Here is a 23,606-nt window from a genome sequence, read left to right as displayed (position 1 = left end):
GCCGGTGCGGAAGGCGCCGGTGATGGTGCGGTTGGTGACGTCGTTACGCAGGGACTTGAAGTCCGGGTAAGGCTTGCCCTCTGCATTGATGCCAAGAGCGTTCTTGATGGAGTTGGCGGTTGCGTCAACCCAGGTCTGGTGACCGCCATCGGAGTTGTAGGCGATGGTGAAGGTGCCCTCGTACTTCGAGATCTCTTCAGCCTTGTTCCACAGTTCCTTGGCCTTCTCCGGGTCGTACTTCAGAACCTCGTTGCCCTTGATGTTTTCGTCGAAGCCAGGGACTGCCGGGGAGGTGAACTCCTTAGCCGGGGTGCGGGTGCCGTTGAATGCGACCTTGGTGATCTCGTCACGGTTGATAGCGTGCGAGATAGCCTGGCGACGCAGCTTGCCCTCTTCACCCTTGAAGTGCTCCAGACCCATCGGAATGGTGAAGCCCTGGAATACCGCGGTCTGCTGGTTTACAGCGCGGCCGTCGAGTTCCTTCTCGTAGGTTGCGAAAACGGACTCGGGAACCTGGTCGATGACGTCCAGGTTGCCACCCTGCAGGTCGGCGTATGCCGCATCCTGGCTGGTGTAGAAGATGAAGTTAATGCCACCGTTCTGAGCCTTGCGGTCGCCCTCGTAGGCCTCGTTCGGAACGAGCTCGAGCTTAACGTTGTGCTCCCAAGCTTTATCGCTTGCGAACTTGTAGGGGCCGTTGGCAATCGGGTTCTCGCCCGCAGCCTTGGTGTCGGCTAGGGCGGCATCAGCCAGCGGGTAGAAGGCGGAGTAGCCTAGGCGTGCCGGGAAGTCGGACTCTGCCTGCTTCAGCTTGATGGTGAAGGTGTAGTCGTCAACGACGTTCAGACCGGTCAGATCGCCAGTGCCGTCAACAGAAGCACCCTCAATCGGCTCGAAGAAGGCGCTGGAAAGCAAGCCTTCCTTTGCGCCCATCTTCCATGCGTCGACGAAGTTGTGGGCCTTGACCTCGGTACCGTCAGAGAACTTCTTGCCCTTCTTCAGCTTGACAGTCCAGTTGATGTTGTCGTCAGACTCGACAGACTCAGCCATCTCGGGCTTGGATTCGCCTTCAGCGTCGTAGTAGTACAGTCCGCTGAACAGAAGGTCGGCGATACGGCCGCCACCGGTCTCGTTGATGTCAGCCGGAATCAGCGGGCGCTGCGGCTCTGAACAGTTAGCCAGAACGATGCCGGTGGAGGCACCGTCGCCGGAAGTGGCCTTTTCGTTGGTCGCGTTGCCGCCACAGGCAGAAAGCGCGAGAGCAAAGACGGCGGCTGCAGCCACCAAAGACTTCTTCAGCCTCATGGTCTCTCCTAAAATCGGGATTTCCCCGCAGGACCCTTTTGGGACGCGAGGCGGCGGCTCGTCTTAGTGGCCGCCCTTTCATTTAGGTACAAACTTTAGCGGGGTTAGCGGATAGGTTGCGGAGGCTGTCCGATTTGTGACTACTTTGTGACATAGAGAATAATTATTCGTTACTAGTACAGCCGTTAAAACTGCATTAAAGAAATCATTTAGTCCACTAAATGGGCATTATTTGTGTCCACATTTTGGCGGTTTATCGCCCCGCAACGCTCTGGATATCGGATTCGTCAGAGGATTCTTCGGCGGTTTCCTATTCCTTTTCTTTCTTGCGCCTTGCCGCCAGGTGGCGGGCCACTTGCGCGGCCAGGATCAGCGAGATCAAGGTCGCCAACAGACACAAGATTAGTTATCTGGATTTTCCGCCGGTCGGCCAGTTTTGGCTGCCCGGCCGGCGGACCTCATTTAAGCCGTGGACTTTTCACGCCTGTTCTGACGCAGGTAGCCAACCCCCGTCAAAGCAACTATCAACAGTGCCGCGTAGCCCGCGACGTAGTTGAGGCTAAACACGCCAGTCTTGGGCAGCACGGCCTCGACAACGTGAACCGTGATAGGCACACGCGCCCAGTTGACGCCCTTTTTGGCTTCTGTCGTGCCACTGCCGGTGGCAGTGCCATCCGGGCCGATGGTGATGCCTTCCAGACTCGCGTAAACCCAGCAGCGATAGGTACCGACGGCAGACTGGTTGGCGTTGCCGTCGATCTTTGCCGTGGCGCGGGCCTTGTAGCCGGCTGGTACCTGCCCATCCTGCGTGGGGTCCATCAGCTCCACACCGCTCGGCATTTTTTGATTATCCGTATTTGCAGCACCATCGTGATTCGGCAGGCAGATCGTCTGCAGCTTGATGTCGCCGCCCACAGACGTAGAGTGAGCCTCGACGTTCATCGGCTTGAGCATCGGCGAACCCTTAACGATGGTTGTCTCGCCGGGATCGACTTTCAGCTCGAGCTTCTGCTCGACGGTCTTCCAGGTAGCTTTCACCACGGTGTCTTTGGTGACCGTAATCTCGGTGCCTGGCGCTACTTCCTTACCATCAACTTCCCAAGCCTTAAACTCCGGAGTGGCATCAGGAGCAGTAAAAGCATTAGACAAAATCTTGTACTTTGAGCCCTTGTTAAGCTTTTTGCTAGCCATATCGCCGATGCCGCCGTTGCCATCGTAGCTAACAGTGGCAGTTTCGAGCGCCTTGCTGGCCTCATCTGAATCGAGCGGTTTCTCTTCCTCAATTAAGCCGCCATTATCCTTTGCGGTTGCCGTGATGGTCCCGGCGAGTTCGATGTCTTCGACACTCAGAGTAATCACACCGGTGTTCGTATCAACCTCGGCATTATCGGCTGCCCAAGTGGTCTTGCCGGAAGCTTTGTCTACGGTTCGCGTTGCTGTGACGGTTTTCTTCGCTCCCGAATTATCTTTATAGGTAATTGTGTAGGACGCCAAGTCGGTATCATCACCTGCTTTTTCATAAGCTGGTGGAGTAATGGTGACTTTGCCGGTATTAGTATCTACCGCAATCCCAGGAGATTTAGGTGCGATATTTTTCACCAGATCTTTCGCCGGGAATTTATATACGTTATTTTCTTTACCGTCCTGTAGTTTATAGGTTCCATCGGGATTTTTTGCAAATACCGGATTGTAGTTACTATCCCAATCCTCAACTTCCACATCATTAGGGCTGATTATTGTAACGTTTCCGTCTTTATCAAACTCGATCAACGCAGGATCAGTTATAAATCCAGTTCCATCGGGGAGTTTAGATACGCCATTTACCGTATTGGCATCTCGAATAGCTTTATCGATGGCTTTTTTATCCGCATCCGTTAATTTGTGAGGATCTCTTACCTCGACTTTGGCGGGGGTTGTTACTACCGGCTCAGACTTCGCGCAAGAACGGAATTTATGTGGCTCTTTGACAGTGATACCAAACTCTCTTTTGAGTTTTAAATCATCAACAACATTAATTGGGAAAGTAACTGTTTTGCCGTCAACAGATACTGCTTGAGACATCTCTTGTGCATTAGATTTGTCCACTGTACAGCTTCCATTTTGGCTAAAATTCTTCTCCTCTCCGTCTGTAAATTCTTTGATAAAATAAAACTTCGTACCTGGGGCAACCTCTTCAGCAAGTGTAACGATGATCTGTCCGTCTGTTACCTGGACTTTTCCTATTGTCGCAGCAGCAGAGGTCTCCGTTACCGTTTTAATTTTTAGATCCGGAGCTTCAATTTTTCCGGAGGTTGATCCATCGGTATAGGTCACTTCATAGTAGGCATGTTCCGTGCCATCGATAGAGAATTTAACGCTCTTAAAGTCTTGCGCAATGCTCGGATTGGCTTTCTCCAGCATGCCAGTAGCTTCTGTTTGCTCATCTTCATTTACAAGGTTGGCGTTCGTTTTTTCAATCCAGATTTCGCCTACTGGCATTTTGATCTTGTCTTTATTCTCGAAGGCTTTTGATGGTTCAGCATTTGCGGTCACCACATCAGATGTGTCGCCAAGCAATTCTTGATAAGCAGTGACGGTATCACCTTCTGCAACTTTAACGTTGGCAGGAAGATCTACCTTCCAAGTAGTTCCACTTATAGGGGTAACCTCAACAGTGGCTTTTACGTTGCCACTCTTATCTTTTAGGGTCACATGTACGGTCGATCTTACGGTTCCTACACCTTTTACTCTTTTTCGTTGTATATTACCGCCGGAAATATTTTTGGCATCGTAAAAGACCTTGCTAATGGTCGGTGCCGGTATAGTGCCCCGCACGGGTTGCCCAATAATCTCCGGCCCGATCTCTAGCCCGTTGCCTGGAGTGCTTTCCAAAGTCGGGCTGACGCTTTGCTCGCCAACGCGCGAGCCACTCTGCTGATCTTCGGCATTGGCCAAAGACGAGCTAGATAGCGTGAAACCCAAGACGCAGACGAGAGCGATGGCAGCCAATCTCTTTAGGAAATTGGCGAATTTTCGCACCGCCCTGCCGGGGTTTGCTGCTAGAAAAGAACTAGCTTCATTTTTGAAGTTGAGCATGCAGTCTTCCGATTTCTTGTTTTCAGTAATAGAGATCCTGACTAATTCTATCATTCTTTTGTTTCCAACACGTTCGTCCTTCGGGGTCTAGACAAACGGTTGCAGCTATCGAAGTAACTTGATTGATTGGTTGCTGAGACTCAATCGAATCACCTTCAAAAAGTGAATGGCTTGCACCCGCGTGATCGTGCGCGCCGCGCCGGAACACTACGACGCTCCAAGCACCAGACCGGCACGCCTCGTCGTGCTTCAAATAAGCCAGATTTACCGGACGCCAAACGAATCTGGCTAGGCGAGTTCGTCCTCGGCAAGTGACTCGGGGGCCTCCTCGCCCTCTTCTTCCTTTTCCTTCTTGCGCCGTGCCGCCAGGTATCGGGCCACCTGGGCCGCGATCACCAGCGAAATCAGGATCGCCAGCAGGAACAGCGTCATCCACCAGCTCCACTGGGTGCCATCGACGGCCGGAGTCTGCGGGGCCGGAATGATGCGCTCGCCTGTCACGAGCAGGCGATGGGAGTTGACACCGTAGGGCGTGCAGGTCAAAAGCGTGGCGAGATCTTTGCCTTTTTCACGACCAAGAAGGCTCGGGTCGTTCGGCTTCACCACGTCTATGCGAGTGACCCGGTAGCCGAATGACTGGTCTTGTACCTCGAAGAAGAACTCGTCTCCGATTTCCAGGTCGGTTAGGCGGTCGAACATCGTGGAGCTCGGCAGGCCAGTGTGAGCGGTGATTACGGTATGCCGGTCTAACCCGCCGACGGGCAGATCGGAACCAAACATATGGCCAGCACCATTTGCGAGTGTGTTGTGGTCGGTGCCGTGGCGCATCGGCAGTTTAACCTCGATCTTCGGGATCTTTACGATGCCGATCATGCCGGAAGGCTGGTCTAGCACACTCAAGTATTCGTGGTATTCGGGGGTGTCTGGCGCCACATCCCCCAGATAGGGGTCGAGCACCGGGAAGCCCTTGTGCGTCGCGTTGTATTCGCGGGCGCGGGCTATGTAGGAGTCTTTTAGTTCTTGCGACTGAGTGTTTACGTGGTCTTTGTAGGCCTCGCTGACGATTTTCTGCTGGTAGTTGTTCCAGACGGTCGACGTGATCGGGTATGCCAGGCACAGCACGCCCAGCAGAATGAAAATCAGTGGCAGCATACGCTGGCGGCGAGCCTTCTTAGCCTTTTCCGCCTCGGTCAGCTGCTCGGCGGGCTTCGTCTCGGCTGCGGCGCCATCGCCTGCCGCCCGCTCGGAGCCGCTATCTTCGCCGAACCCTAGAGGGTTTCGCGAATGAGTCATGTTTCCGCCGATCTGAACAGTAAGGTTTTGGCTCGACCAGACAAAAGCCGCGACATGGGCTCGCCCGCTTTAGCCTTTTGAAAAGCTATAGCGCGCTGACAAGGCGTTTCGCTTCCGATTTGAGAAGCGCCGGTATCCCTTGTGGTGACTTTTGTCGGGTCGCTCTTTTACACAGCTTGTGGGGCTGACCCGGCTTGGGCCAGCCCCACAAGGTTATTTAGCTGTAGCTAGTCATCTACTAGGCGTTTTCGCGACGACGCGAACGCATGTGCATCGCGGTGCCGCCAGCCACCAGGCCAGCACCCAGCAGCGCAAAGATGCCAACACCGATGGCGCCGGTGCGAGGCAGGTTGAACCAGCTACCGGGTTCGGAGGGCTTGATCGGGACGTTGGTGATGCCGATCTTTAAGACGTCACTGCCGTCTTCGATGGTCACTTCGGTCACCTTGTTGGAGAGGATGTAGCCGCTAGGAGCCTTCTTCTCAACTACATAGAAGGTTGCTCCGACCTTAGCCTTGTAGGGATCGGTCTTGCCGTCGTCATCGGTCTTCTTGGTGCCGTAGCCAACAGAGGCACCGTCGCAGGAGGAACGGTCGTCCTTCTTGACGCACTCCTTCGCCTTGGTCGGATCGGCAAACGCAATGAATTCGGCATCTTTCAAGGCCTTGTTGTCGACCGAGTTGGTCTTGACGATCTGGAACTGACGGAACTTCAGAGTCGGGTTCGGGTCATTCGGGTCCGGAGTCGGAGTCGGATTATTCGGGTTCGGGATGATCGGATCCGGAGTCGGCTCGTTATCGCCGATACCCGGGACGAAACCGAACTTGTTAGTCACGCTGTCGGGAATTTCGTTGCCGGCCTTCAGGTCGAAGGTCAAATTAACAATAACCTTCGGAGCAGCAGCATCGGTGGATGCTTTGGCGATCTTGGTAAGACCAGCGTCGGTGAAGTTGATTTGAACGCGGGTGCGCTCGCCAGCCGGGTAGACGTTCCTATCCGGATCAACCTTAACCCCAACGGTGTAATCCGTGTCTACCTTCAGGGTATCGCCGTTTTCAATCTTAACTTCCTTGACGGCAGAGGCGTCGATGGTCTTGTACGCGTTGGTCTGCGCGTCATCGAAGATCGCGTAACCCTTAATGTCGGCTGCTTTCAGCCCCGCACCCTTCTTGTTCAGCGTGGATTCGATGGTGTAGCTGATCATGTCATCTCCACCGACAGTCGCTTCGTAGTGGCCAGTCTTGATGATGGAGCCCTTGACGAGCTTGTTCTTCGGGTCGACATTGACGTTGTAGTTGCAGATCATGTTGCCGGAGTTGTCGCCGGTGATCTCGGGGATAGTCATGAAGAACGGCTTAACGTCCGAGAAGTATCCGGCAGGAACCTTGGTTTCTTCGACCTTGTACAAGCCGATAGGTAGGTTGCTGAAGGTGGCCTTACCATCTTCTCCGGTCAACGGCGAGGTAACAGCGGTGCCCAGCGTGACGGTGTCGCTATTGGGATTGTCGTTGAGCGTCTTAACCTGCTTAGCGACGGCCACCCAGCCATCGTAGGTCTTAAGGTTTAAATCAACATTGTCGATCTTGGTCACCGGTGTAACGGTGAACTCGGCACCTTTTACAGGCTCAGCTGGATCTTTGCTGTCATCGGTTTTAGTAATGGTGATGGAGCCGGTGGTCGGTGCACCTTCTGCCCAAGGAGCCTTATCGGCAGCGTTAGCATTAACCGCTGAACCGAGGCCTCCCATCAGCGTCAGGGCGCAGGCTGCGGCTAGCAGCTTGCGAAATGACTTTTTAGCCATTCTCTTTCCTTTCGATTTTATTTTTGACATCGGCTGATGTCCTTGCTGCCCGAAGTTTCGGGGAGCACTTCATCTTCCGATGCCCCCTATTTATGTGTAGCAACCAGGTTGCTGATTATGTCTCTTACATCGGTGTCTAAACGTTCTTAGGCACGCGGTGAAGCGTTTGGCTTTCCATCGGTCGGCCAGTTTCGGCTGCCCGCCAGTGGACCCCATTTAAGCCTTAGACTCCCCGCATCTATTCTGACGTAGGTAGCCAACCCAGTCAATACTACTAGCAACAGCGCCGCATAACCCGCGACGGAGTTGACGCTAAACACGCCCGTCTTGGGAAGAACGGCCTCGACGACGTTGATGGTGGCCGGAGTGCGGGCCCAATGCAGACCCTCAATGGGCTTGCCGGTAGCTCCGCCCGTTCTACAGTGCCCTCGGAATCCAGCGTGAAGCACTCGCCCATCGCGTAGAACCGACCATCGTTGGTGCCCGGCTTGCCACCCTCTAGGCACTCGCTGCCCAGGGATCGCGGTGCCGCGATCGCGTCAGCAGGTGTAAGTGTTATCAGCGGCAAGAAGCAAAGAAGAGCAACTAAAAGCCCCCAACCGTAGTCAGAGCGTCTTTTGGTGCAGTCCCTGGAGTTATAAAAGTTGCCTTTGCGAAGTCGGATCACTCGAAGCGTACAAAGCCCTCGCTGCGTTACAGAGTCAATTTTGGTTCGTAGACGAACCAAAATTGACTCTGTAACGAAAACAACAGAAAAGGGCCGCCCGAGTTTTCACCCAAACGGCCCTTAACTTTTAGCCTTAGGCCTCGTTAACCGAGCCGCCAGCGTTCTCGATCTTTTCCTTCGCGCTGGAAGAGAACTTGTCAGCGGTCACATTGACCTTGACGTCGATCTCGCCAGTGCCAAGCACCTTAACGGGACGGTTAGCGCGCACAGCGCCGGCAGCAACCAGATCGGCAACAGTGACGTCGCCGCCTTCCGGGAACAGTTCGGCCAACTTGGCGACGTTAATCACCTGATAGTTGACCCTGAACGGGTTCTGGAAGCCACGCAGCTTCGGCATGCGCATGTGCAGTGGCATCTGGCCACCCTCGAATGCCTCGGGGACATTCTTGCGAGCGCCCGTGCCCTTAGTGCCACGGCCAGCGGTCTTGCCGCCCTTACCGGCCTCACCACGGCCAACGCGATAGGCGTCACGGTGAGCGCCCGGAGCCGGACGAAGGTGATGAATCTTGATCGCCATGTCACTTCACCTCTTCGACAGTAACCAGGTGACGAGCAGCGCGAGCCATGCCACGAATAGACGGGCTGTCGGCATGCTTAACTTCGTCACCAACCTTCTTCAGGCCAAGCGAGCGAACGGAATCGCGGATAGCCGGCTTTTCACCAGCAGACGACTTGACCAGCTTGATAACTAGATTCGCCATTACGAAACCACCTCTTCCTTGCGTGCACGCAGAAGAGCGGCAGGGGTAACGTCCTCGACAGACTTGCCACGACGGGCAGCCACGTCTTCGGGCTCCTCCAGCATCTTCAAAGCAGCGACAGTGGCGTGAACGACGTTCACCTGGTTCGGGGAACCAAGCGACTTCGCCAGCACGTCACCAACGCCAGCGCACTCGAGCACTGCACGAGCCGCGCCACCGGCAATAACACCGGTACCGGCGGAAGCCGGGCGAAGCAGCACAACGCCAGCGCCAGCCTCACCCTGAACCGGGTGCGGGATGGTGCGCTGAATGCGCGGAACACTGAAGAAGTTCTTCTTGGCCTCTTCGACGCCCTTACTGATTGCTGTCGGAACTTCCTTCGACTTGCCGTAGCCGACACCAACAGTGCCGTTGCCGTCGCCAACCACTACCAGAGCAGTGAAGCTGAAGCGACGACCACCCTTAACAACCTTAGAAACTCGGTTGATGGTTACTACGCGCTCGAGGAAATCGTTCTTGTTGCGATCGTCCTGACCACGGCCCCGACGGTTGTCCCGGCCGCGACGATCGGACTTACCGCGTTCGCGGTTCTGTGTTTCACTCATCGTCTCCTACCTTTCCGTCAGAGTCCTAGACCGGCCTCGCGGGCTGCGTCGGCCAGCGCGGCGATCCTGCCGTGATACTTGTTACCTGCACGGTCGAACACGACCTTTTCGACGCCAGCAGCCTTGGCGCGGTTAGCGATGAGCTCGCCAACCTTCTTCGCCTTTTCGGTCTTGTTGGCGTCCAGCTTGCGAAGCTCCGGCTCCATTGTGGAAGCCGAAGCCAGCGTGTTGCCAGCAACGTCGTCAATTACCTGAACCAGGATGTGACGCGAGCTGCGAGTGACGACCATGCGAGGACGCTCCGGGTAACCGAAGATCTTCTTACGGCCGCGCAGTGCACGACGCTGGCGAGAAGCAGTCCTCTTAGCGAGGTGCTTGTTGTGTTTAAGCGAAATAGCCATGCTTACTTACCAGCCTTTCCAGCCTTGCGACGCACGTGCTCACCCTGATAGCGGATGCCCTTGCCCTTGTAAGGCTCAGGAGCACGCAGCTTGCGAATGTTCGCAGCAACTTCACCAACCTGCTGCTTATCGATGCCGGAGATGTGCATGCGAGTGGGGTTCTCAACCTCAAACGAGATGCCTTCCGGAGCATCGATGATAACCGGGTGGCTGAAGCCCAGGTTGAACTCAACCTGCTTCGGGCCCTTGGAGATGACACGGTAACCAACACCAACGATCTCCAGCGTCTTCGAGTAACCCTCGGTGACACCAATGATCATGTTGTTGATGAGGCTACGAGTCAGACCGTGCAGCGAGCGGTTCTCGCGCTCGTCGTCCGGACGCGAAACTACGATGCGGCCTTCGTCGTCGGTAGCAACGGTTAGCGGCGAAACAACGTGGTGGCTCAGGGTTCCCTTCGGGCCCTTTACCTCGACGTCGTTTTCATTGATTTTGACCTCGACACCGGAGGGAACGGTGATCGGGAGCCTGCCAATACGAGACATTTATCTACTCCTTCTCTTTCCGTTACCAGACGTAGGCGAGCACTTCGCCGCCCACGGACTTCTCCATAGCCTGCTTGTCAGTCATCAGACCGTGAGAGGTCGAGATGATTGCGATACCAAGACCGCCCAAAACCTTAGGAAGGTTGTTCGACTTGGCGTAGACGCGCAGACCCGGCTTCGAGATGCGCCGCAGGCCCGCAATGGAGCGCTGGCGATCCTCGCCGTACTTCAGCGTGATATTTAGAGTTTTGCCAGCCTTGCCCTCTTCGGGTTCGCGGACCTCGTACTCCTCGATGTAGCCCTCTTCTTTCAAGATCTCGGCGATGCCGGCCTTGATCTTCGAGTGCGGCATGGAAGTCTGATCGAGGAACGCACGGTTGGCGTTACGCAGACGAGTAAGCATGTCTGCGATGGGATCAGTCATTGTCATGGCTGCCTAGCCCTCTTTCTCGCAGCGGTTTCCTTGATGGACCTGCTGCGTCGGTTTGGTTTGGTGAATAATCACCAGGAAGATTTGGTTACGCCCGGCAGCTCGCCCTTGTGAGCCAAGTCACGAAGGCAAACTCGGCACAGGCCGAACTTGCGGTAGACGCTACGGGGACGTCCGCAAACGCGGCAGCGGGTGTAGGAACGTACACCAAACTTCTGCTTGCGGGCAGCCTTTACGATTAAAGCTTTCTTAGCCATTAGTTAGCCTCACTTGCTCTTCTTGCCCGGGTAGAAACGACCACGACGCTTCGGCTTCTTCGGGTCGTCCTTAGCCTTGAACGGGAATCCGAGCTGAGCCAGCAGCTCGCGACCCTCCGCGTCGTTGGTGGCGCTGGTCACGAAAGTGATGTCCATGCCACGGGTGCGGTCGATCTTGTCCGGATCGATCTCGAGGAACATAACCTGCTCGCTCAGACCGAAGGTGTAGTTACCGTTTCCGTCGAACTGGTTGGAGTTCAGGCCACGGAAGTCACGGATTCGGGGAAGAGCCAGCGCGAGCAGACGCTCAGCGAACTCCCACATGCGGTCGCCGCGAAGCGTTACGTGGCAGCCAATAGCCTGGCCCTCACGCAGCTTGAACGATGCGATCGACTTGCGAGCCTTGGTCACCTGCGGCTTCTGGCCGGTGATCAGGGTGAGATCGTGGATAGCGCCGTCGAGCACCTTGGAGTCGTGCGCAGCCTGGCCAACACCCATGTTCACGACGACCTTGGTCAGGCCCGGAATCAGCATCGGGTTAGCGTAGTTGAACTTTTCGTTCATCGACTTGCGAACTTCTTCGCGGTACTTCTTCTTCAGGCGCGGCATGTTATCGGCTGCGTTGCGAGCCTTCTCAGCCACCTTGATTGCAGGTGCAGTTGCCCTAGCCATCAGATCTCCTTCCCGGTTTTACGGGCGATACGAACGCCACGAGTGCCCTCGTACTCGGAACCGTCAGCGCGACGCTTGGTAACCTTCTTGCGCTCCTTGCCGATACGGGTGACAACTTCCTTGCCGTTTTCGTCCTTGACCAGAAGCTGAACGTTGGAAACGTGCAGCGCTGCCTCGGTGCTGACGATGCCACCCTTCTCGGTGGCGCCGGTTGCCGGGTTTGCGGTGTCGCGCACGTGGTGCTTGGCGATGTTTACGCCCTGCACGGTGACGCGTTCACGCTCGCGGTCGATGGCGATAATCTCGCCGATGACGCCCTTATCTTTACCTGCGATGACCTTTACGCGGTCGCCCTTCTTGAGCTTCACTTAGATCACCTCCGGTGCTAGCGAAACAATGCGCATGTAGCGCTTGTCACGCAGTTCACGAGCAACCGGTCCAAAGATACGGGTGCCGCGAGGCTCGCCGTTAGTCTGAACGATTACAGCGGCGTTCTCATCAAAACGGATGTAGGAACCGTCCTTGCGACGGGTTTCCTTTGCTGCCCGGACGATAACTGCGCGAACTACTTCGCCTTCCTTGACGTTGCCGCCAGGAATGGCGTCCTTAACGGTGGCCACAATGGTGTCACCGAGGCCCGCGTAGCGTCGACCGGAGCCACCGAGAACACGGATGCAAAGGATCTCCTTCGCGCCGGTGTTATCGGCGACCTTTAGTCGCGATTCCTGCTGGATCATTTTTCTCCTTCGCTCCGGGGTGCCGGAGCTACTCATGCGTTTGCGGTTTTCTAGTCCGCAACCTACGATGCCCGCTGGATTTTGCCAGAGGACAGCCCCATTTCTGGGGTGTTGATCCCGAGGAAAGGTCCCTGCTGTCTCCAGCAAAAGAATGGTTACAAGCAGGCTCAGACCTCAGGCAACCTTTATAGGGTACAACAGGCGCGCTCTGGAGCGAAATTTGGTTGGCGCGTTGGCAATCCCGGCGGCAGCAAAATGAAAAATCTGCCAAACTCAACGCGCAAAACTTTCGAAAGTGACAACAACGATTTTTGACTAGGGGTTTTAGCTGAAACGAAGAGATAATCGAGATTAGCGGTTACGATTTGGCAGATTTTTCTGCCACCAGCCAGGTCGCACCGACATCCTTAGACGTAAAAGTAAGGCCCTCTTCACTCCTGTCCGCCCACCTGGGGTAGTTCACGACGATCTCGTAAACCGGCTGACTAGGCGTGCCGGATGTTTGGGCCGACTGCAGAAAAGTTGCTTCAACTGGCCAATCATCGGGGACTTGAAGATCAAGCAGATGCCAGGTCGCTCCCCCGTCGTTTGTAAGCATTATCTGCGGACCATCGTCCGGCGCAAAACCAACGACGCCGCTTTGTTGGTCGAACATCTGGAATCCGTAGAATGTCCGCCCTTCAGCGATGGTTACGGGTTCGGCTAAATCGCTCGATTTAAATTCATACTTGCAGCTGTTAGCCATCGCGCAGTCGCTCTCGATTACGGAAAATTTTTTGCCGTCGAGAGTCGACGACGCCACCACCTTATCGTCGGGACCAATTTCGACCACATGTTGTTCGGGCGGTTGTGGATCTTCAATAGTTGAGCTCTTAACCCCGCCAAAGATCAGCGTTCCTGCGAGAACACCAGCGGTCACCAACGCCAAACCTGCGGCGAATCCTTTGAGGGCTTTTACCAGCACGGATTGCTTGCGTTTTTCTGGCAACCCATCGCTTGAAAATTCGTCGAGCTTGCCCGCCTGCTTTACATCGGGTGGGTTAGCCCAACTGAATTCTTCATCGGCCCTCATGAATTTAATTTAACCATGCCTAGTCGAAAGATGATTACCGGAAAACTTGCCTACAAAAAGGCCCGACGCAAAGTGAACTGTCCCCCGATTGTTGGATGGTTTAAATAGTATCCGGTTTAGGCTGTTAGGGCATGAGTTCGGTATTGGGCCGGGCTCATGCCTTCTAGTTTTTCTTGGATGCGTGCGGTGTTGTACCAGGTGATGTATTCGTCTAATTGACGAATGAATTGGTCAATAGTTTTGAAGGTTTCTTGGTGGTAGAACTCCACTTTGAGGTGTGAGAAGAAGTTTTCTGCTATGGAGTTGTCATAGCAGTTACCTTTTCTAGACATTGATTGAATCGCGCCGAGTTTTTCTAGTTGGTGACGCCAAGAAGAGTGTTGATAGTGGAAACCTTGATCAGTGTGGACGATCAAGCCCGGTTCAGGTTTTTCTTTGTCGATCGCGTTTTTGAGACTGCTTGCTGATAGGGCTGTTGATGGCGATAGACCAGCTGTGTATGCGATCACGGCGTGATCGTAAAGATCAATGACAGGCGATAAATACACTTTCTGGCCTGCAACCCGAAACTCTGTTATGTCGCTTACCCACTTACGATTTGGTTTGCTGGCAGCGAAATCACGCTTGAGAATGTTGCCGCAAATACGACTCAACGTCCCCTGATAGGAGTTGTATCGCTTTGGCCGTCTAAAGCTTTTCAAGCCCTCAAGTTTCATGAGTTTAGCGACAAGTTTTTTCGACACCCGCCAGCCCTGACTTTGCAGGCTAAGGCGGATACGGCGGTGCCCATAACGGCCTTTGGCCTGGTAGAAGACTGCCCTGATAACTTTTCGTAGCCGCAAGTGTTTTTCTGGGCGATTACGACGCTGATAGTGGTAATAAAACGTTGAGCGGGCTAACCCAACACAGGCAAGTAGATCATCAAGGCGGTAACGGGACTTAAACCTAGCAACGACTCTACTAAGGTCTAGGGTTGTTCTGGATCTAAGTCCCTCAACGCTTTTAAAACCTCGTTCTCCATTTCCAACCAGGCAATACGCTTCTTGAGCTGGGCAACCTCGCTTAAAGGCTTCTCAGGCCTATCAGGATCTTTCTTGGGTCTGCCACGCTTTTTAGGGCGAAGTCCCTGCTCACCCTCACGCCGATAATCCCGAATCCACTTCTCCAACAGTTTCGGAGAAGATAATTCCAAGTCTTTAGCTATATCAGGCTTGGTTTCACCAGCAAGGAAACGCTTAACAGCCTGAACCTTCAGCTCATAGGAATATGACGAATACTTTGACCTATCCACAACAGCTAGCCTGCCATGAATACGCCACCGATCCTGAAAATTTCTCGACGCATACCTACTACACCCGGCTAGGTCAGCAGCCGCCTCTCTTCCGTAACCAGCCTCAAATAACTCAATCAAACGAAGCCGCTGACTATAAGACAAAGCAGCATTCTTGCGCATAAAGATACTCCCCGAAAGAAGGAACCAAATTAACCAGTCCAACTTTCGGGGAGCACTTCACAATCGGCCGCCCAAACTATTTACTCCTCTAACAGTCTTTAGAGAAGAGATGCGTAAAGCTCTCGAATTTCGTCGCGGGTGGCCTTGCGCGGGTTACCGGGAGTGCACACGTCTGCGAAAGCGTCGTCGGCGAGGGCGTCCAAGCCCTCTTCTGTAACACCGATCTCGGAGACCTTGGTCGGGTTGCCAAGATCGACAGTCAGCTTCGCCACCGCATCGCATGCCGCCTTGCGGGCCTCGTCAAGCGGCATGGTAGCAGCGCCTTCGACGCCGAACGCTTCGGCGATATCGCGATATTTTTCGCCGGTGTACTCGGCGTTGTAGCGCATCACAGGGGCAAGCAGGATGCCGTTTGCCACACCATGCGGCGCGTTGTAACGGCCACCGAGCGGGTGCGCCATGCCGTGCACCAGGCCTAGACCTACGTTGGAATACCCCATTCCAGCGATGTACGAGGCGTAGGCCATCTTTTCGCCAGCCTCCTTATCTCCGTCGGCGGACGCCCGCAGGTTCGCGGCGATTATGCGGATCGCTGTCAGGTGAACGCTATCGGAAAGTTCCCAAGCTCCAGGTGTGATGTAGCCCTCGATGGCGTGAGTAAGCGCATCCAGACCGGTAGCCACCTTGAGCGAACGTGGCATGGTGTCCATCAGGTCCGGGTCGACAATGGCGATCACGGGTATATCGTGCGGGTCGACGCAGACGAACTTGCGCTTGGCATCCGTGTCGGTGATGACGTAGTTGATTGTGGTCTCGGATGCCGTGCCTGCCGTGGTGGGGATGCCGATGATTGGAAGTGCGGGATTCTTCGTCGCAGCAACGCCCTCAAGCGAAAGCACGTCAGAGAACTCAGGGTTCTCGACGATGATGCCCACAGCCTTTGCGGTATCCTGCGGCGAACCACCACCGAGACCGATGAGGAACTGTGCATCGATCTTCTTGGCAGCCGCGACACCAGCCTTCACGTTCTCGACAGGTGGGTTAGGAGCCACGTCGGAGAACACGTCGTATTTAACACCGGCGGCATCCAAAATATCGGTTATTTTCTTAACCACTCCGGTTTCCAGCAAGACCTTGTCGGTAATCAACAGGCCACGCTCGAAGCCCCTCGACTTCACTTCGTCGGCAAGGTTGCTAATAGCGCCTCGGCCGAAGTAAGAGGTCTGATTCAAAATCATTCGATACGTCATCGGATCAACCTTTCTTTTGCCGGCCAAACGCAACTAGTGTTTGCGCCGCCGAACTAACTATTAACTACTTGAAGACTAGTAAGTACATCCTAAGTAATTTAAGTAATGAACAATTGCTTAAATGCATATGCGCCTCGTCGCACTTTGTTGGCCAAAGCTATGCCTTAGCAACATTTACCTTGCCCATGACGACGGTGATCTTTAAGCGGCCGGTTCCGACACCTGCCACGTACTCGTCGACTCCGTTTTGTCCATCCGGCCAGCTGACACGGCCAAGATGCGCCGATGCGGTCACCGTTACGTCCGCATTCACGAGTTCGACGGTGGCCAACCCGGACTCAACCCGCAGAACCGAGTTGGAGGTGTCGAAGCTTCCAGAGATGTGCGAAGTGCACGCCTGCATGAGGGCGTCGTCAAGATGATGCACACCCACCAGCCGCGAGCTGCCACCCGTCACCCGAATACTGCCTAGCTTCTCCACTCCCTGAGTCACCAGCCTTCCGCTCGTCACCTCTGCGTCTACGACGATTCGTGGGTTGACCCGGACGACAAGCTCGACCAGCCGGATACCGTCCAGGCCTCCAAGCACGTTGATCTTCAGATTTCCGGTTAATTCGCCTTCGCTTACGACCTCGAGAACATTGCCATTGCTGCGAAGCTTATGCGGGCCATCAACGGACACTGTGGCGACTTTCGGATCTGCTATTACCCGCACTCGCCTTGATATCGCCCTGATTCTCAGTCGCTTCGTGAAGGCTCTGTCGTCAGTTGAGAAAGCAGCCTCTACTTTCGAGGTGTCCTCGACCGGAGTCGGGGCCGACTGCCCGGGCAGGCGGCCACCGAAAATTGCCTTGGCGGCGCCCGTCACAAAAGAACCTAGCTGCGATGCGACATCACCAAGTTGGTTGGCGACGTCGGGGCGCGCCGAACCGGTCCCGAGGTTTTCGCTTGCCAGCTCGGGGGCCTCGTAGAATTCCTCCGGCCAGCCATCTTCTGGAACGGCAGCAAATAATTTGCCCCAAGCCTCGTCGACGGAGATCTTTCCATCGGCAAGTTCACTCAAAACCGATCGCCTGAACTCACAGCCTGCCATGAAACAAACCTACACCGCGCACGAGCGCGAGAGGAGGGTTATTGCGCAGTTGCCAGGCTCCTGCGCTTCGCGTCTGATAGCTCGACCAAGTGTCTGATCATTCCGGACAAGAAGGCCACGATAGGGATGGCAAAGAGCGCACCAGCGATCCCTGCCAAGATGCTGCCCACCGCGATGCCCAACAAGACCAGAAGCGGATGAATCTCTGCCGCGCGGCCAAGAATCATCGGCTGCAACACATGAGACTCGATCGACATGACGGCGACGAACACCACCAGCATGATGACCGCCTTCCAGAAGCCGAGCGTGACCAGCACCACGACTGTGGCGATCGTACCCGCGACGAGGGCACCGACAAGAGGAACGAAGGAGCAGATGAAGGTGAGCACCAAAATCGCCAGCCACATGTTCGAACCGAGCACTAAAGCACCGATTCCAGCACCAACACCGTCGATGCCGGCGACGATAACGGCGGCTCGCATGTAGACGACGAGGGACTTCCAACCGTTACGCACTGCAGGCACGAAGCTCTTCTGGGCATAAACCGGCAGCCTGTGAGCGGCTTTGTTCATGAAACGCCTGCCGTCCTTCATGAAGAAGAAGGTCGCGAATACGCAGGTGGCGGCGCCCGCAAAGAACTTGCCTACACTACTACCCGCAGAAGCAGCGGCGCTAGCGATCTGTTGACGGGAATTGTTTGCGGCATGGATCGCCTGATTCAACAGATCATTGATCTGGTCTTGGCTAACGTGAAGGGGGCCATCGCCTAGCCATTTAACGACTCCTCCAAAGCCGAGCACCGCCTGGTCGACGAGCATCCGCCACTGGCCCGCGATCTGGGCTCCGACCAACGTGACCAGCCCGCAGAAGATTAGGAAGATGATCAGCATCGGCGTCAATGCCGCCAACCAAGACGGCCAGCGCCACTTGATGAACGTCCGCTGCAACGGAGCTAACCCGGCTGTGACCATGACGGCCAGGATGACCGGCACAACCACCACAGAAAGGTAGCTACCCAGCCACCAGAGAACGGCTACGGCACCAGCAATAGCCAGGAATCGCCAGCTCCACGCGGCGCCCACTTTCAGGGCTTTGGGTGTGTAGATGTCGAGTTTAGAGTCCATCTTTTCCCGTCCATTTGAAAGACCACTAGTGCCCCCAGCCTAGTCCTATTCATTTACTCGAGATAGCGTTACATGCGTGCGCGAAAAAGTAGCTATCCCCCGTGATGCCTGGATTTTGACGATAATTTCTTTCCTCGTCGCCCTCGGATTCGGCGTCGTTGTTCCGGTCCTACCCATCTACGCAAGGGATTTTGGCGCTAGCGCAACCCAGGTGGGCGCGATCGTTTCGTTCTTCGCCATCATGCGTCTTCTGATGGGCCCGTTTTGCGGAATCATCAACTCAAAGATCGGCGAGCGAACCGCGCTCGGTATCGGAATGTTGATTGTGGGCGCATCCAGCTTCGGCTGCGGAATGGCCCAAAGCTATCTCCAGTTGCTGCTCTTCCGGGGCGCGGGCGGCATCGGTTCAGCACTCTTCTCCACCGCCGGATTGTCTCAGCTTTTCGCGGCCACAACCCGTCAGAACAGGGGAAGATCAACTGCGCTCTTCCAGTCCGGTTCCCTGATCGGCAACATGTCAGGGCCTGCGGTCGGCGCAATATTCGTCGCCATCTCGCTCCGCGCGCCTTTCTTTTTCTACGCGGGCACGCTACTCATCGGAGCAATCGTCGCGATCTTCGCATTGCAGGCGCCCAGCCGTTTCGGGCGCGGGCCAACAGCCGGCTCGCTAGGCGAGGTCTGGAAAGATAAGCGCTACCAAATCGCCTGCTTGGCGAGCTTCTCCACCGGCTGGCAGGCCTTCGGCGTCCGTTCGACGCTGCTGCCGATTCTCATCGTCGAAATTCTCGGCCAGCCCACAACCACCACCGGAATCGTATTCGCCATCGCAGCGGCGTTCCAGATGTTGGTGATCAACCCAGTCGGCCGTGCTGTCGACCAGGCTGGCAGAAAGCCGATCCTTATCGCCGGCCTGATCATCTGCGGGCTGGTCAGCCTTTCGTTCCCGCAGATGCCGAACGTGGTTTGGCTGACCATCGCCATGTGTGTGTTCTCGATCGGCGCATCCATGTTAGGCACAGCGCCCGCCTCTATCGTCGGCGATGTAGCAGGCCGTGGCACTCCGGTCGCGGTTTTCCAGATGTCCTCGGATTTGGGAAACATCATCGGCCCGCTGGCCGCCGGCGCTATGGTCGATTTGTTCAACATGCAGGCCGCAATCGCTGTGGGTTCGGTAATCATGTTGTTGGTCGCGGTCCTTGCGACGCGAATCCCGCACGTATCCCAGGAGAACTGATATGACGAGACATCCCCTTTCTGACTTGGTTGCAGACGACTGGGCCCAGGCGCTCTCTGGCGTCGAACCGCAGATTCACGCGATGGGCGATTTCTTGCGTCAAGAGATCGCGGCCGGCAGGGGCTACCTGCCTAGCGGGGACAAAGTGTTGCGGGCTTTCACACGGCCGCTGGCGGACGTGAAAGTTTTGATCGTGGGCCAAGACCCCTACCCCACACCTGGACACGCCATCGGGCTCAGCTTCGCCGTCGACAAGAACGTCAGGCCGCTGCCAAAAAGCCTGGTGAACATCTATCGAGAGTTGCACGATGATCTCAAAGTGGCAGTGCCGGAACACGGCGACCTTACGGGATGGTTCGAACAGGGCGTGCTGCTGCTGAATAGATGTTTGACGGTTCAGCCCAGGAAGCCTGCCGCACATCGCGGCAAAGGCTGGGAACCGATAACCGAAACCGCAATTGACGCCCTTATTTCCCGCGGCGGACCGCTCGTGGCGATCCTCTGGGGACGCGACGCGCAAACCCTAACGGGGAAGCTACAAAGCGCGGGAGTGCCGATCATTGCGTCGCCGCATCCGTCCCCGCTTTCCGCCTCGCGCGGTTTCTTCGGCTCTAGGCCATTCAGCAGGGCCAACGCCGCGCTAGAAAAGCAAGGCGCCCAGCCGATCGACTGGGCGCTCTAGAAAAGTCTACTTGCTACTTCTTAGCGGTCTTTTTGGTGGCCTTCTTAGCGGGCTTCTTTTCCGACTTGTCGATGCTGTCGAGAACCTGATCGGATTCCTCCATGATCATGGAGAACATGGCCTCTTGGGCTTCTTCCTCGCTGACCTTCATGGCGATCGCGATCTCGGCGATCAGCGGGGCCGAGGCCTCGCGAAGCAGGTCGCGCTCGCCCAAAGAAAGGGAGCTGCGCTCGCGTCGACGCACGAGGTCGCGAACGACAGTGGCCAGCTGAAGCGGATCTCCGGTTGACATCGCAGCACGATTCGCCTTGTAGCGACGCGACCACTGCTTTTCTTCGTTAACGGTGGGGGCACACAAAACATCAGTCAACTCGCCGAGTTCCTCACGGCCGGCAACGTCGCGGATGCCGATCTCCTCGGCGTTCTTGACTGGAAGGCTGACGTGCAGCTTGTTGCCCTGGACCTCCAGGTCTGCATACTCAACCTCTTCGCCCTTGACAGTTCGGGTGTATAGGTCTGTGACCTCGGCCGGGCCGTGGTGAGGGTGAATAACTACCTGTCCAACTTTTAGCTGCATAGACCCACATCTTACCAGAGTCCAAAAATGGCCAGCCAATGCTATCTATTTTTCGGCAGGATTTTGCGTTCAAAACCAAATTTTTGCGCGGTAGCCTGTAAATCATGAAGAAGCTTCTTGCTCTTTTGGCTTGCCTCACGCTCCTACTCGTTGGATGCGACAAAGAGGCGAAGCCGACCGACCCTAGTCCGACTCCGAGCACCGAACTGCTGACTCCCGGAGCCGCACAGAAGATAGTCGGCGAGCTTCTTGGGCAGATAGCAGACCCATCTAGCGTCGTCCGCCTCCGCATCACCGGCGACCAGGCCAGGCTGACTTACGTCGACGAATGGTCGAAGCCAGTCTCTGAGATTTGGCGGGACGGGAAAATCACAACCCAAGATGAAGGCACCGACACCGTCGTATCTTCTAGCTTCGATCCTCGAGATTTCAACATCTCTGATGTCGGCGCGATGTTCGAAAAGTCCGCTCAGCTCTGCGGATCTGCAGAGAACCAAGAACTCCAAATCACCGAATACGCCAATTCGAAGATCCTGATGACGGTTAGCACGACGCCTGAAAGCTCCACCGTATTCTTCAGGCCCGACGCAACCGTCATAATGCCGCTGGATTTCACTTCAGCGGAAGATGTATCGCAGGCGCTGACCGAGGCGGTCGGCCCGTCTACGCGGATCCTCGCCGCCGGGTTAACGGCGGATCAACTCTGGGTGGACGTGGCTTCGGGCCCGGGAACGGTGACCCGAAGGATCAGAAAGACTTCGGTGCCCGTCTATTCCTTGCAACGCAAGCAATCCATCTCCGACGAACCCTTCGCGCCTTCCCTGATCGACGCCAAGATTCTTGCGGAAAAGTTCGCCGCTGCAGCCGAATCGGAAAGCAAAGACTTCGTTGCAACCGTCAAACAGCAGGAAGACGAAGACCAGCCTTTCATCAACTTTTCCTACGGCGGGACCCAAGAACTAGCCTCTCTAGATGGCACCCCGGTAAAGCCCCGTTAGAGACGCTTTTGACAACTATTTTTACCTAGGTGCCATTATGGCTATATGAGGATTATCGGAGTGACAGCGCCGGGTGCGCCAATTTCCGTTAGTCTTCATGTCGATCACGGCCTAGACCCCAAGATGATGCTGTGGCGTTCGGGCTACGTGATCTCGAAACTTTTATCGGCGAATCTGATTGATGACGAGATCGTCATCACGGCACAAGTCGCCGGCAAAACGCAACGTACCAAACCTCCCCGATACAAGGCCCGCGGGGTTGACCCGCAACTGGTCGTTCAGCAGGGTGAGAAGCCGATCGTCAGGCAACGTATCGCTGCGTACGCTATCGTGCGCTCCAAGTACGGAGTTCTTGGCACCGTGTGCTCACCGCACGAGTCGATTCCCGATTTTTGGCAGCTTCCAGGTGGCGGCGTCGAACTCGGGGAGAGCCCCAGCGAGGGTGTGCTGCGCGAGATAAATGAGGAAACCGCTCAGTCGGTCGAACTGGACAGGCTAATCGACATTCAATCCGACCACTGGGTCGGCAGGGCACCAAACGGAACACTCGAGGACTTCCAGGCCGTTCGGATCGTCTACAGCGCAACTTGCAAGAACCCGACTAAGCCGCGCGTGCTCGAGGTGGGCGGGACCACTTCTTCCGCCACTTGGGTGCCCGAAAACCGCTGGCGTCACCTGGCGTGGTCGTCGTGGGTGCGGTCTATGCTCGACAAGCACTTATCCGAAGTGCCGGAAATCAGTTAACAAATTTGGCGCCCGCCACTGGACGTCAAAAAATTTTTACTCGACGAGGACTAATCGTTCCTGAAGAAGCTCAGGATCCTCAAAATCTGAGTGTAGAGCCAGATCATTGTGACCATCAGGCCGAATGCTGCGCGCCAAGACTCCTGCCTGGGCGCCCCCATGCGAACCCCACGCTCGATCTCGTCAAAGTCCATCACCAGGCTGGCCACGGCGAGAAAAACACCGATCCCAGCGGATACCCAGGCGATGGCACCCGCGCCGGCTCCAACGCCAGCCCAGCCGAAGCTGTTGCCAAAGAAAGAAAACACCAGGTTAACCAGGGCTACGCCGACGTAGGCGAACATCCCGATTACCACTCCGCGCGCGAACTTACCGCGCACTCGTACTCCCCCAAAGCGGTAGGCGACAAACGTCGCTGCGGCGGCCATGAACGTCCCGAGCACAGCCTGGAAGACGATGCCAGGGTACATGGACTCGAGTATGTAGCTCCAGGCGCCGATGACCGCGCCCTCGAGAACCGTGTATACGACCACGCCAGCGGCGGACACCTTGCGGCGGAAAGAAACCACTAACGCGGCAACCAGCGCTGCGACAGAACACAGCACGGCGACACCACTAAGAGCTTGGACAGGAACAATCGTTATGGTGGCGATCGCCACCCCGACAAGCAAGATCAGCAGGATAAAAGACTTGTTGACGACGTCCTGCAGCGTCATCGACTCGTAGTCGGCCAATCTCGGTTCAGTGTCGTAACCGTAACCGCGCTGATCAGCGCCGAAATCCGTTCTGGTCAAGACCGGGTTACTGCTTCGCATTAATCCACCTTTCGC

The 23,606-nt window shown here is 55.7% G+C and carries 27 protein-coding genes; 4 read left to right on the top strand and 23 right to left on the bottom strand.

The features are described 5' to 3' along the window. The 21 genes from G556_RS0104825 to G556_RS10270 form a co-directional block, all read right to left on the bottom strand. Positions 1-1,305, bottom strand: a 1,305-nt coding sequence (locus tag G556_RS0104825) for a peptide ABC transporter substrate-binding protein (protein WP_036915993.1), incomplete at its 3' end; no start/stop codon positions are given. Positions 1,306-1,767: 462 nt separating this feature from the next. After that, entirely contained in the window at positions 1,768-4,434 is a 2,667-nt protein-coding gene (locus G556_RS0104820; RefSeq protein WP_233418187.1) for a hypothetical protein, read from the bottom strand. A gap of 234 nt (positions 4,435-4,668) precedes the next feature. Beyond that, a complete protein-coding gene (locus G556_RS0104815) occupies positions 4,669-5,673 on the bottom strand; it encodes a class C sortase (protein WP_028821964.1) in 1,005 nt (334 codons plus the stop codon). Positions 5,674-5,911: 238 nt separating this feature from the next. Next, entirely contained in the window at positions 5,912-7,474 is a 1,563-nt protein-coding gene (locus G556_RS10285) for a SpaH/EbpB family LPXTG-anchored major pilin (RefSeq protein ID WP_162139756.1), read from the bottom strand. A 146-nt stretch (positions 7,475-7,620) separates the two neighbouring features. Further along, positions 7,621-7,923, bottom strand: a complete 303-nt coding sequence (locus G556_RS11405; protein WP_155941743.1) for a hypothetical protein — start codon at positions 7,921-7,923, stop codon at positions 7,621-7,623. Between the two features lie 351 nt (positions 7,924-8,274). Then, entirely contained in the window at positions 8,275-8,718 is a 444-nt protein-coding gene (gene rplO, locus G556_RS0104805) for a 50S ribosomal protein L15 (RefSeq protein ID WP_028821963.1), read from the bottom strand. Between the two features lies 1 nt (position 8,719). Then, positions 8,720-8,902 (bottom strand): 50S ribosomal protein L30, encoded by a 183-nt coding sequence (rpmD, locus tag G556_RS0104800; RefSeq protein WP_028821962.1) that lies wholly within the window; start codon positions 8,900-8,902, stop codon positions 8,720-8,722. After that, a complete protein-coding gene (rpsE, locus tag G556_RS0104795; protein ID WP_028821961.1) occupies positions 8,902-9,507 on the bottom strand; it encodes a 30S ribosomal protein S5 in 606 nt (201 codons plus the stop codon). Before rpsE ends, rpmD begins: the two co-directional genes overlap by 1 nt. Before the next feature lie 17 nt (positions 9,508-9,524). After that, a complete protein-coding gene (gene rplR / locus G556_RS0104790) occupies positions 9,525-9,908 on the bottom strand; it encodes a 50S ribosomal protein L18 (protein WP_028821960.1) in 384 nt (127 codons plus the stop codon). 2 nt (positions 9,909-9,910) lie between these two features. Then, positions 9,911-10,453: a 50S ribosomal protein L6 gene (rplF, locus tag G556_RS0104785; RefSeq protein WP_024111138.1), complete on the bottom strand. Its 543-nt coding sequence runs from the start codon at positions 10,451-10,453 to the stop codon at positions 9,911-9,913. 22 nt (positions 10,454-10,475) lie between these two features. Continuing rightward, on the bottom strand, positions 10,476-10,883 hold the full coding sequence (rpsH, locus tag G556_RS0104780; protein ID WP_016455384.1) for a 30S ribosomal protein S8: 408 nt from the start codon (positions 10,881-10,883) through the stop codon (positions 10,476-10,478). A gap of 71 nt (positions 10,884-10,954) precedes the next feature. Further along, positions 10,955-11,140 (bottom strand): type Z 30S ribosomal protein S14, encoded by a 186-nt coding sequence (locus G556_RS0104775; RefSeq protein WP_016455383.1) that lies wholly within the window; start codon positions 11,138-11,140, stop codon positions 10,955-10,957. A 9-nt stretch (positions 11,141-11,149) separates the two neighbouring features. Further along, the gene (gene rplE, locus G556_RS0104770; protein WP_016455382.1) at positions 11,150-11,812 is read right to left on the bottom strand and encodes a 50S ribosomal protein L5; all 663 of its coding nucleotides are present in this window, start codon (positions 11,810-11,812) and stop codon (positions 11,150-11,152) included. Then, a complete protein-coding gene (gene rplX / locus G556_RS0104765) occupies positions 11,812-12,180 on the bottom strand; it encodes a 50S ribosomal protein L24 (protein WP_016455381.1) in 369 nt (122 codons plus the stop codon). The genes rplE and rplX overlap by 1 nt, the downstream gene beginning before the upstream one ends. Further along, complete coding sequence (rplN, locus tag G556_RS0104760; protein WP_016455380.1) at positions 12,181-12,549, bottom strand: 50S ribosomal protein L14; 369 nt, start codon at positions 12,547-12,549, stop codon at positions 12,181-12,183. It lies immediately after the preceding gene. Between the two features lie 358 nt (positions 12,550-12,907). Next, the gene (locus G556_RS0104750; RefSeq protein ID WP_028821957.1) at positions 12,908-13,621 is read right to left on the bottom strand and encodes a hypothetical protein; all 714 of its coding nucleotides are present in this window, start codon (positions 13,619-13,621) and stop codon (positions 12,908-12,910) included. Between the two features lie 116 nt (positions 13,622-13,737). After that, the gene (locus G556_RS10280) at positions 13,738-14,652 is read right to left on the bottom strand and encodes an IS3 family transposase (RefSeq protein ID WP_051176683.1); all 915 of its coding nucleotides are present in this window, start codon (positions 14,650-14,652) and stop codon (positions 13,738-13,740) included. Beyond that, positions 14,589-15,032: a helix-turn-helix domain-containing protein gene (locus tag G556_RS0104740; RefSeq protein WP_162139755.1), complete on the bottom strand. Its 444-nt coding sequence runs from the start codon at positions 15,030-15,032 to the stop codon at positions 14,589-14,591. The genes G556_RS10280 and G556_RS0104740 overlap by 64 nt, the downstream gene beginning before the upstream one ends. Before the next feature lie 140 nt (positions 15,033-15,172). After that, positions 15,173-16,324 (bottom strand): lactaldehyde reductase, encoded by a 1,152-nt coding sequence (gene fucO, locus G556_RS0104735; RefSeq protein WP_028821955.1) that lies wholly within the window; start codon positions 16,322-16,324, stop codon positions 15,173-15,175. Positions 16,325-16,481: 157 nt separating this feature from the next. Then, on the bottom strand, positions 16,482-17,417 hold the full coding sequence (locus G556_RS11060; RefSeq protein ID WP_051176681.1) for a hypothetical protein: 936 nt from the start codon (positions 17,415-17,417) through the stop codon (positions 16,482-16,484). Between the two features lie 38 nt (positions 17,418-17,455). After that, the gene (locus G556_RS10270; protein WP_036915988.1) at positions 17,456-18,541 is read right to left on the bottom strand and encodes an AI-2E family transporter; all 1,086 of its coding nucleotides are present in this window, start codon (positions 18,539-18,541) and stop codon (positions 17,456-17,458) included. A 76-nt stretch (positions 18,542-18,617) separates the two neighbouring features. Between G556_RS10270 and G556_RS0104720 the strand changes: the two genes are divergently transcribed. Both G556_RS0104720 and G556_RS0104715 read left to right on the top strand, forming a co-directional pair. Then, on the top strand, positions 18,618-19,775 hold the full coding sequence (locus G556_RS0104720) for an MFS transporter (RefSeq protein WP_028821954.1): 1,158 nt from the start codon (positions 18,618-18,620) through the stop codon (positions 19,773-19,775). Between the two features lies 1 nt (position 19,776). Then, positions 19,777-20,457 carry a uracil-DNA glycosylase gene (locus G556_RS0104715; protein ID WP_024110394.1) on the top strand — a complete coding sequence of 227 codons (681 nt, stop codon included), beginning with the start codon at positions 19,777-19,779 and terminating at the stop codon, positions 20,455-20,457. Positions 20,458-20,470: 13 nt separating this feature from the next. On the opposite strand, the gene G556_RS0104710 is transcribed toward G556_RS0104715, so the two are convergent. Then, complete coding sequence (locus tag G556_RS0104710) at positions 20,471-21,034, bottom strand: CarD family transcriptional regulator (protein ID WP_028821953.1); 564 nt, start codon at positions 21,032-21,034, stop codon at positions 20,471-20,473. 104 nt (positions 21,035-21,138) lie between these two features. Here G556_RS0104710 and G556_RS0104705 point away from each other — a divergent pair, with 104 nt between their 5' ends. Both G556_RS0104705 and G556_RS11620 read left to right on the top strand, forming a co-directional pair. Next, positions 21,139-22,032 (top strand): hypothetical protein, encoded by an 894-nt coding sequence (locus tag G556_RS0104705; protein WP_028821952.1) that lies wholly within the window; start codon positions 21,139-21,141, stop codon positions 22,030-22,032. 45 nt (positions 22,033-22,077) lie between these two features. Continuing rightward, positions 22,078-22,776 carry an NUDIX hydrolase gene (locus tag G556_RS11620; protein WP_028821951.1) on the top strand — a complete coding sequence of 233 codons (699 nt, stop codon included), beginning with the start codon at positions 22,078-22,080 and terminating at the stop codon, positions 22,774-22,776. Between the two features lie 50 nt (positions 22,777-22,826). On the opposite strand, the gene G556_RS0104695 is transcribed toward G556_RS11620, so the two are convergent. Further along, on the bottom strand, positions 22,827-23,591 hold the full coding sequence (locus G556_RS0104695; protein ID WP_036915984.1) for a Bax inhibitor-1/YccA family protein: 765 nt from the start codon (positions 23,589-23,591) through the stop codon (positions 22,827-22,829). Positions 23,592-23,606: the final 15 nt, after the last annotated feature.

The organism is Propionimicrobium lymphophilum DSM 4903 (genome assembly GCF_000423485.1).
In the GTDB taxonomy this organism is placed as follows: Bacteria; Actinomycetota; Actinomycetes; order Propionibacteriales; family Propionibacteriaceae; genus Propionimicrobium; species Propionimicrobium lymphophilum.
Note: the sequence above shows the minus strand (reverse complement) of the source record. Positions and strands in the feature narration are given on the sequence as shown.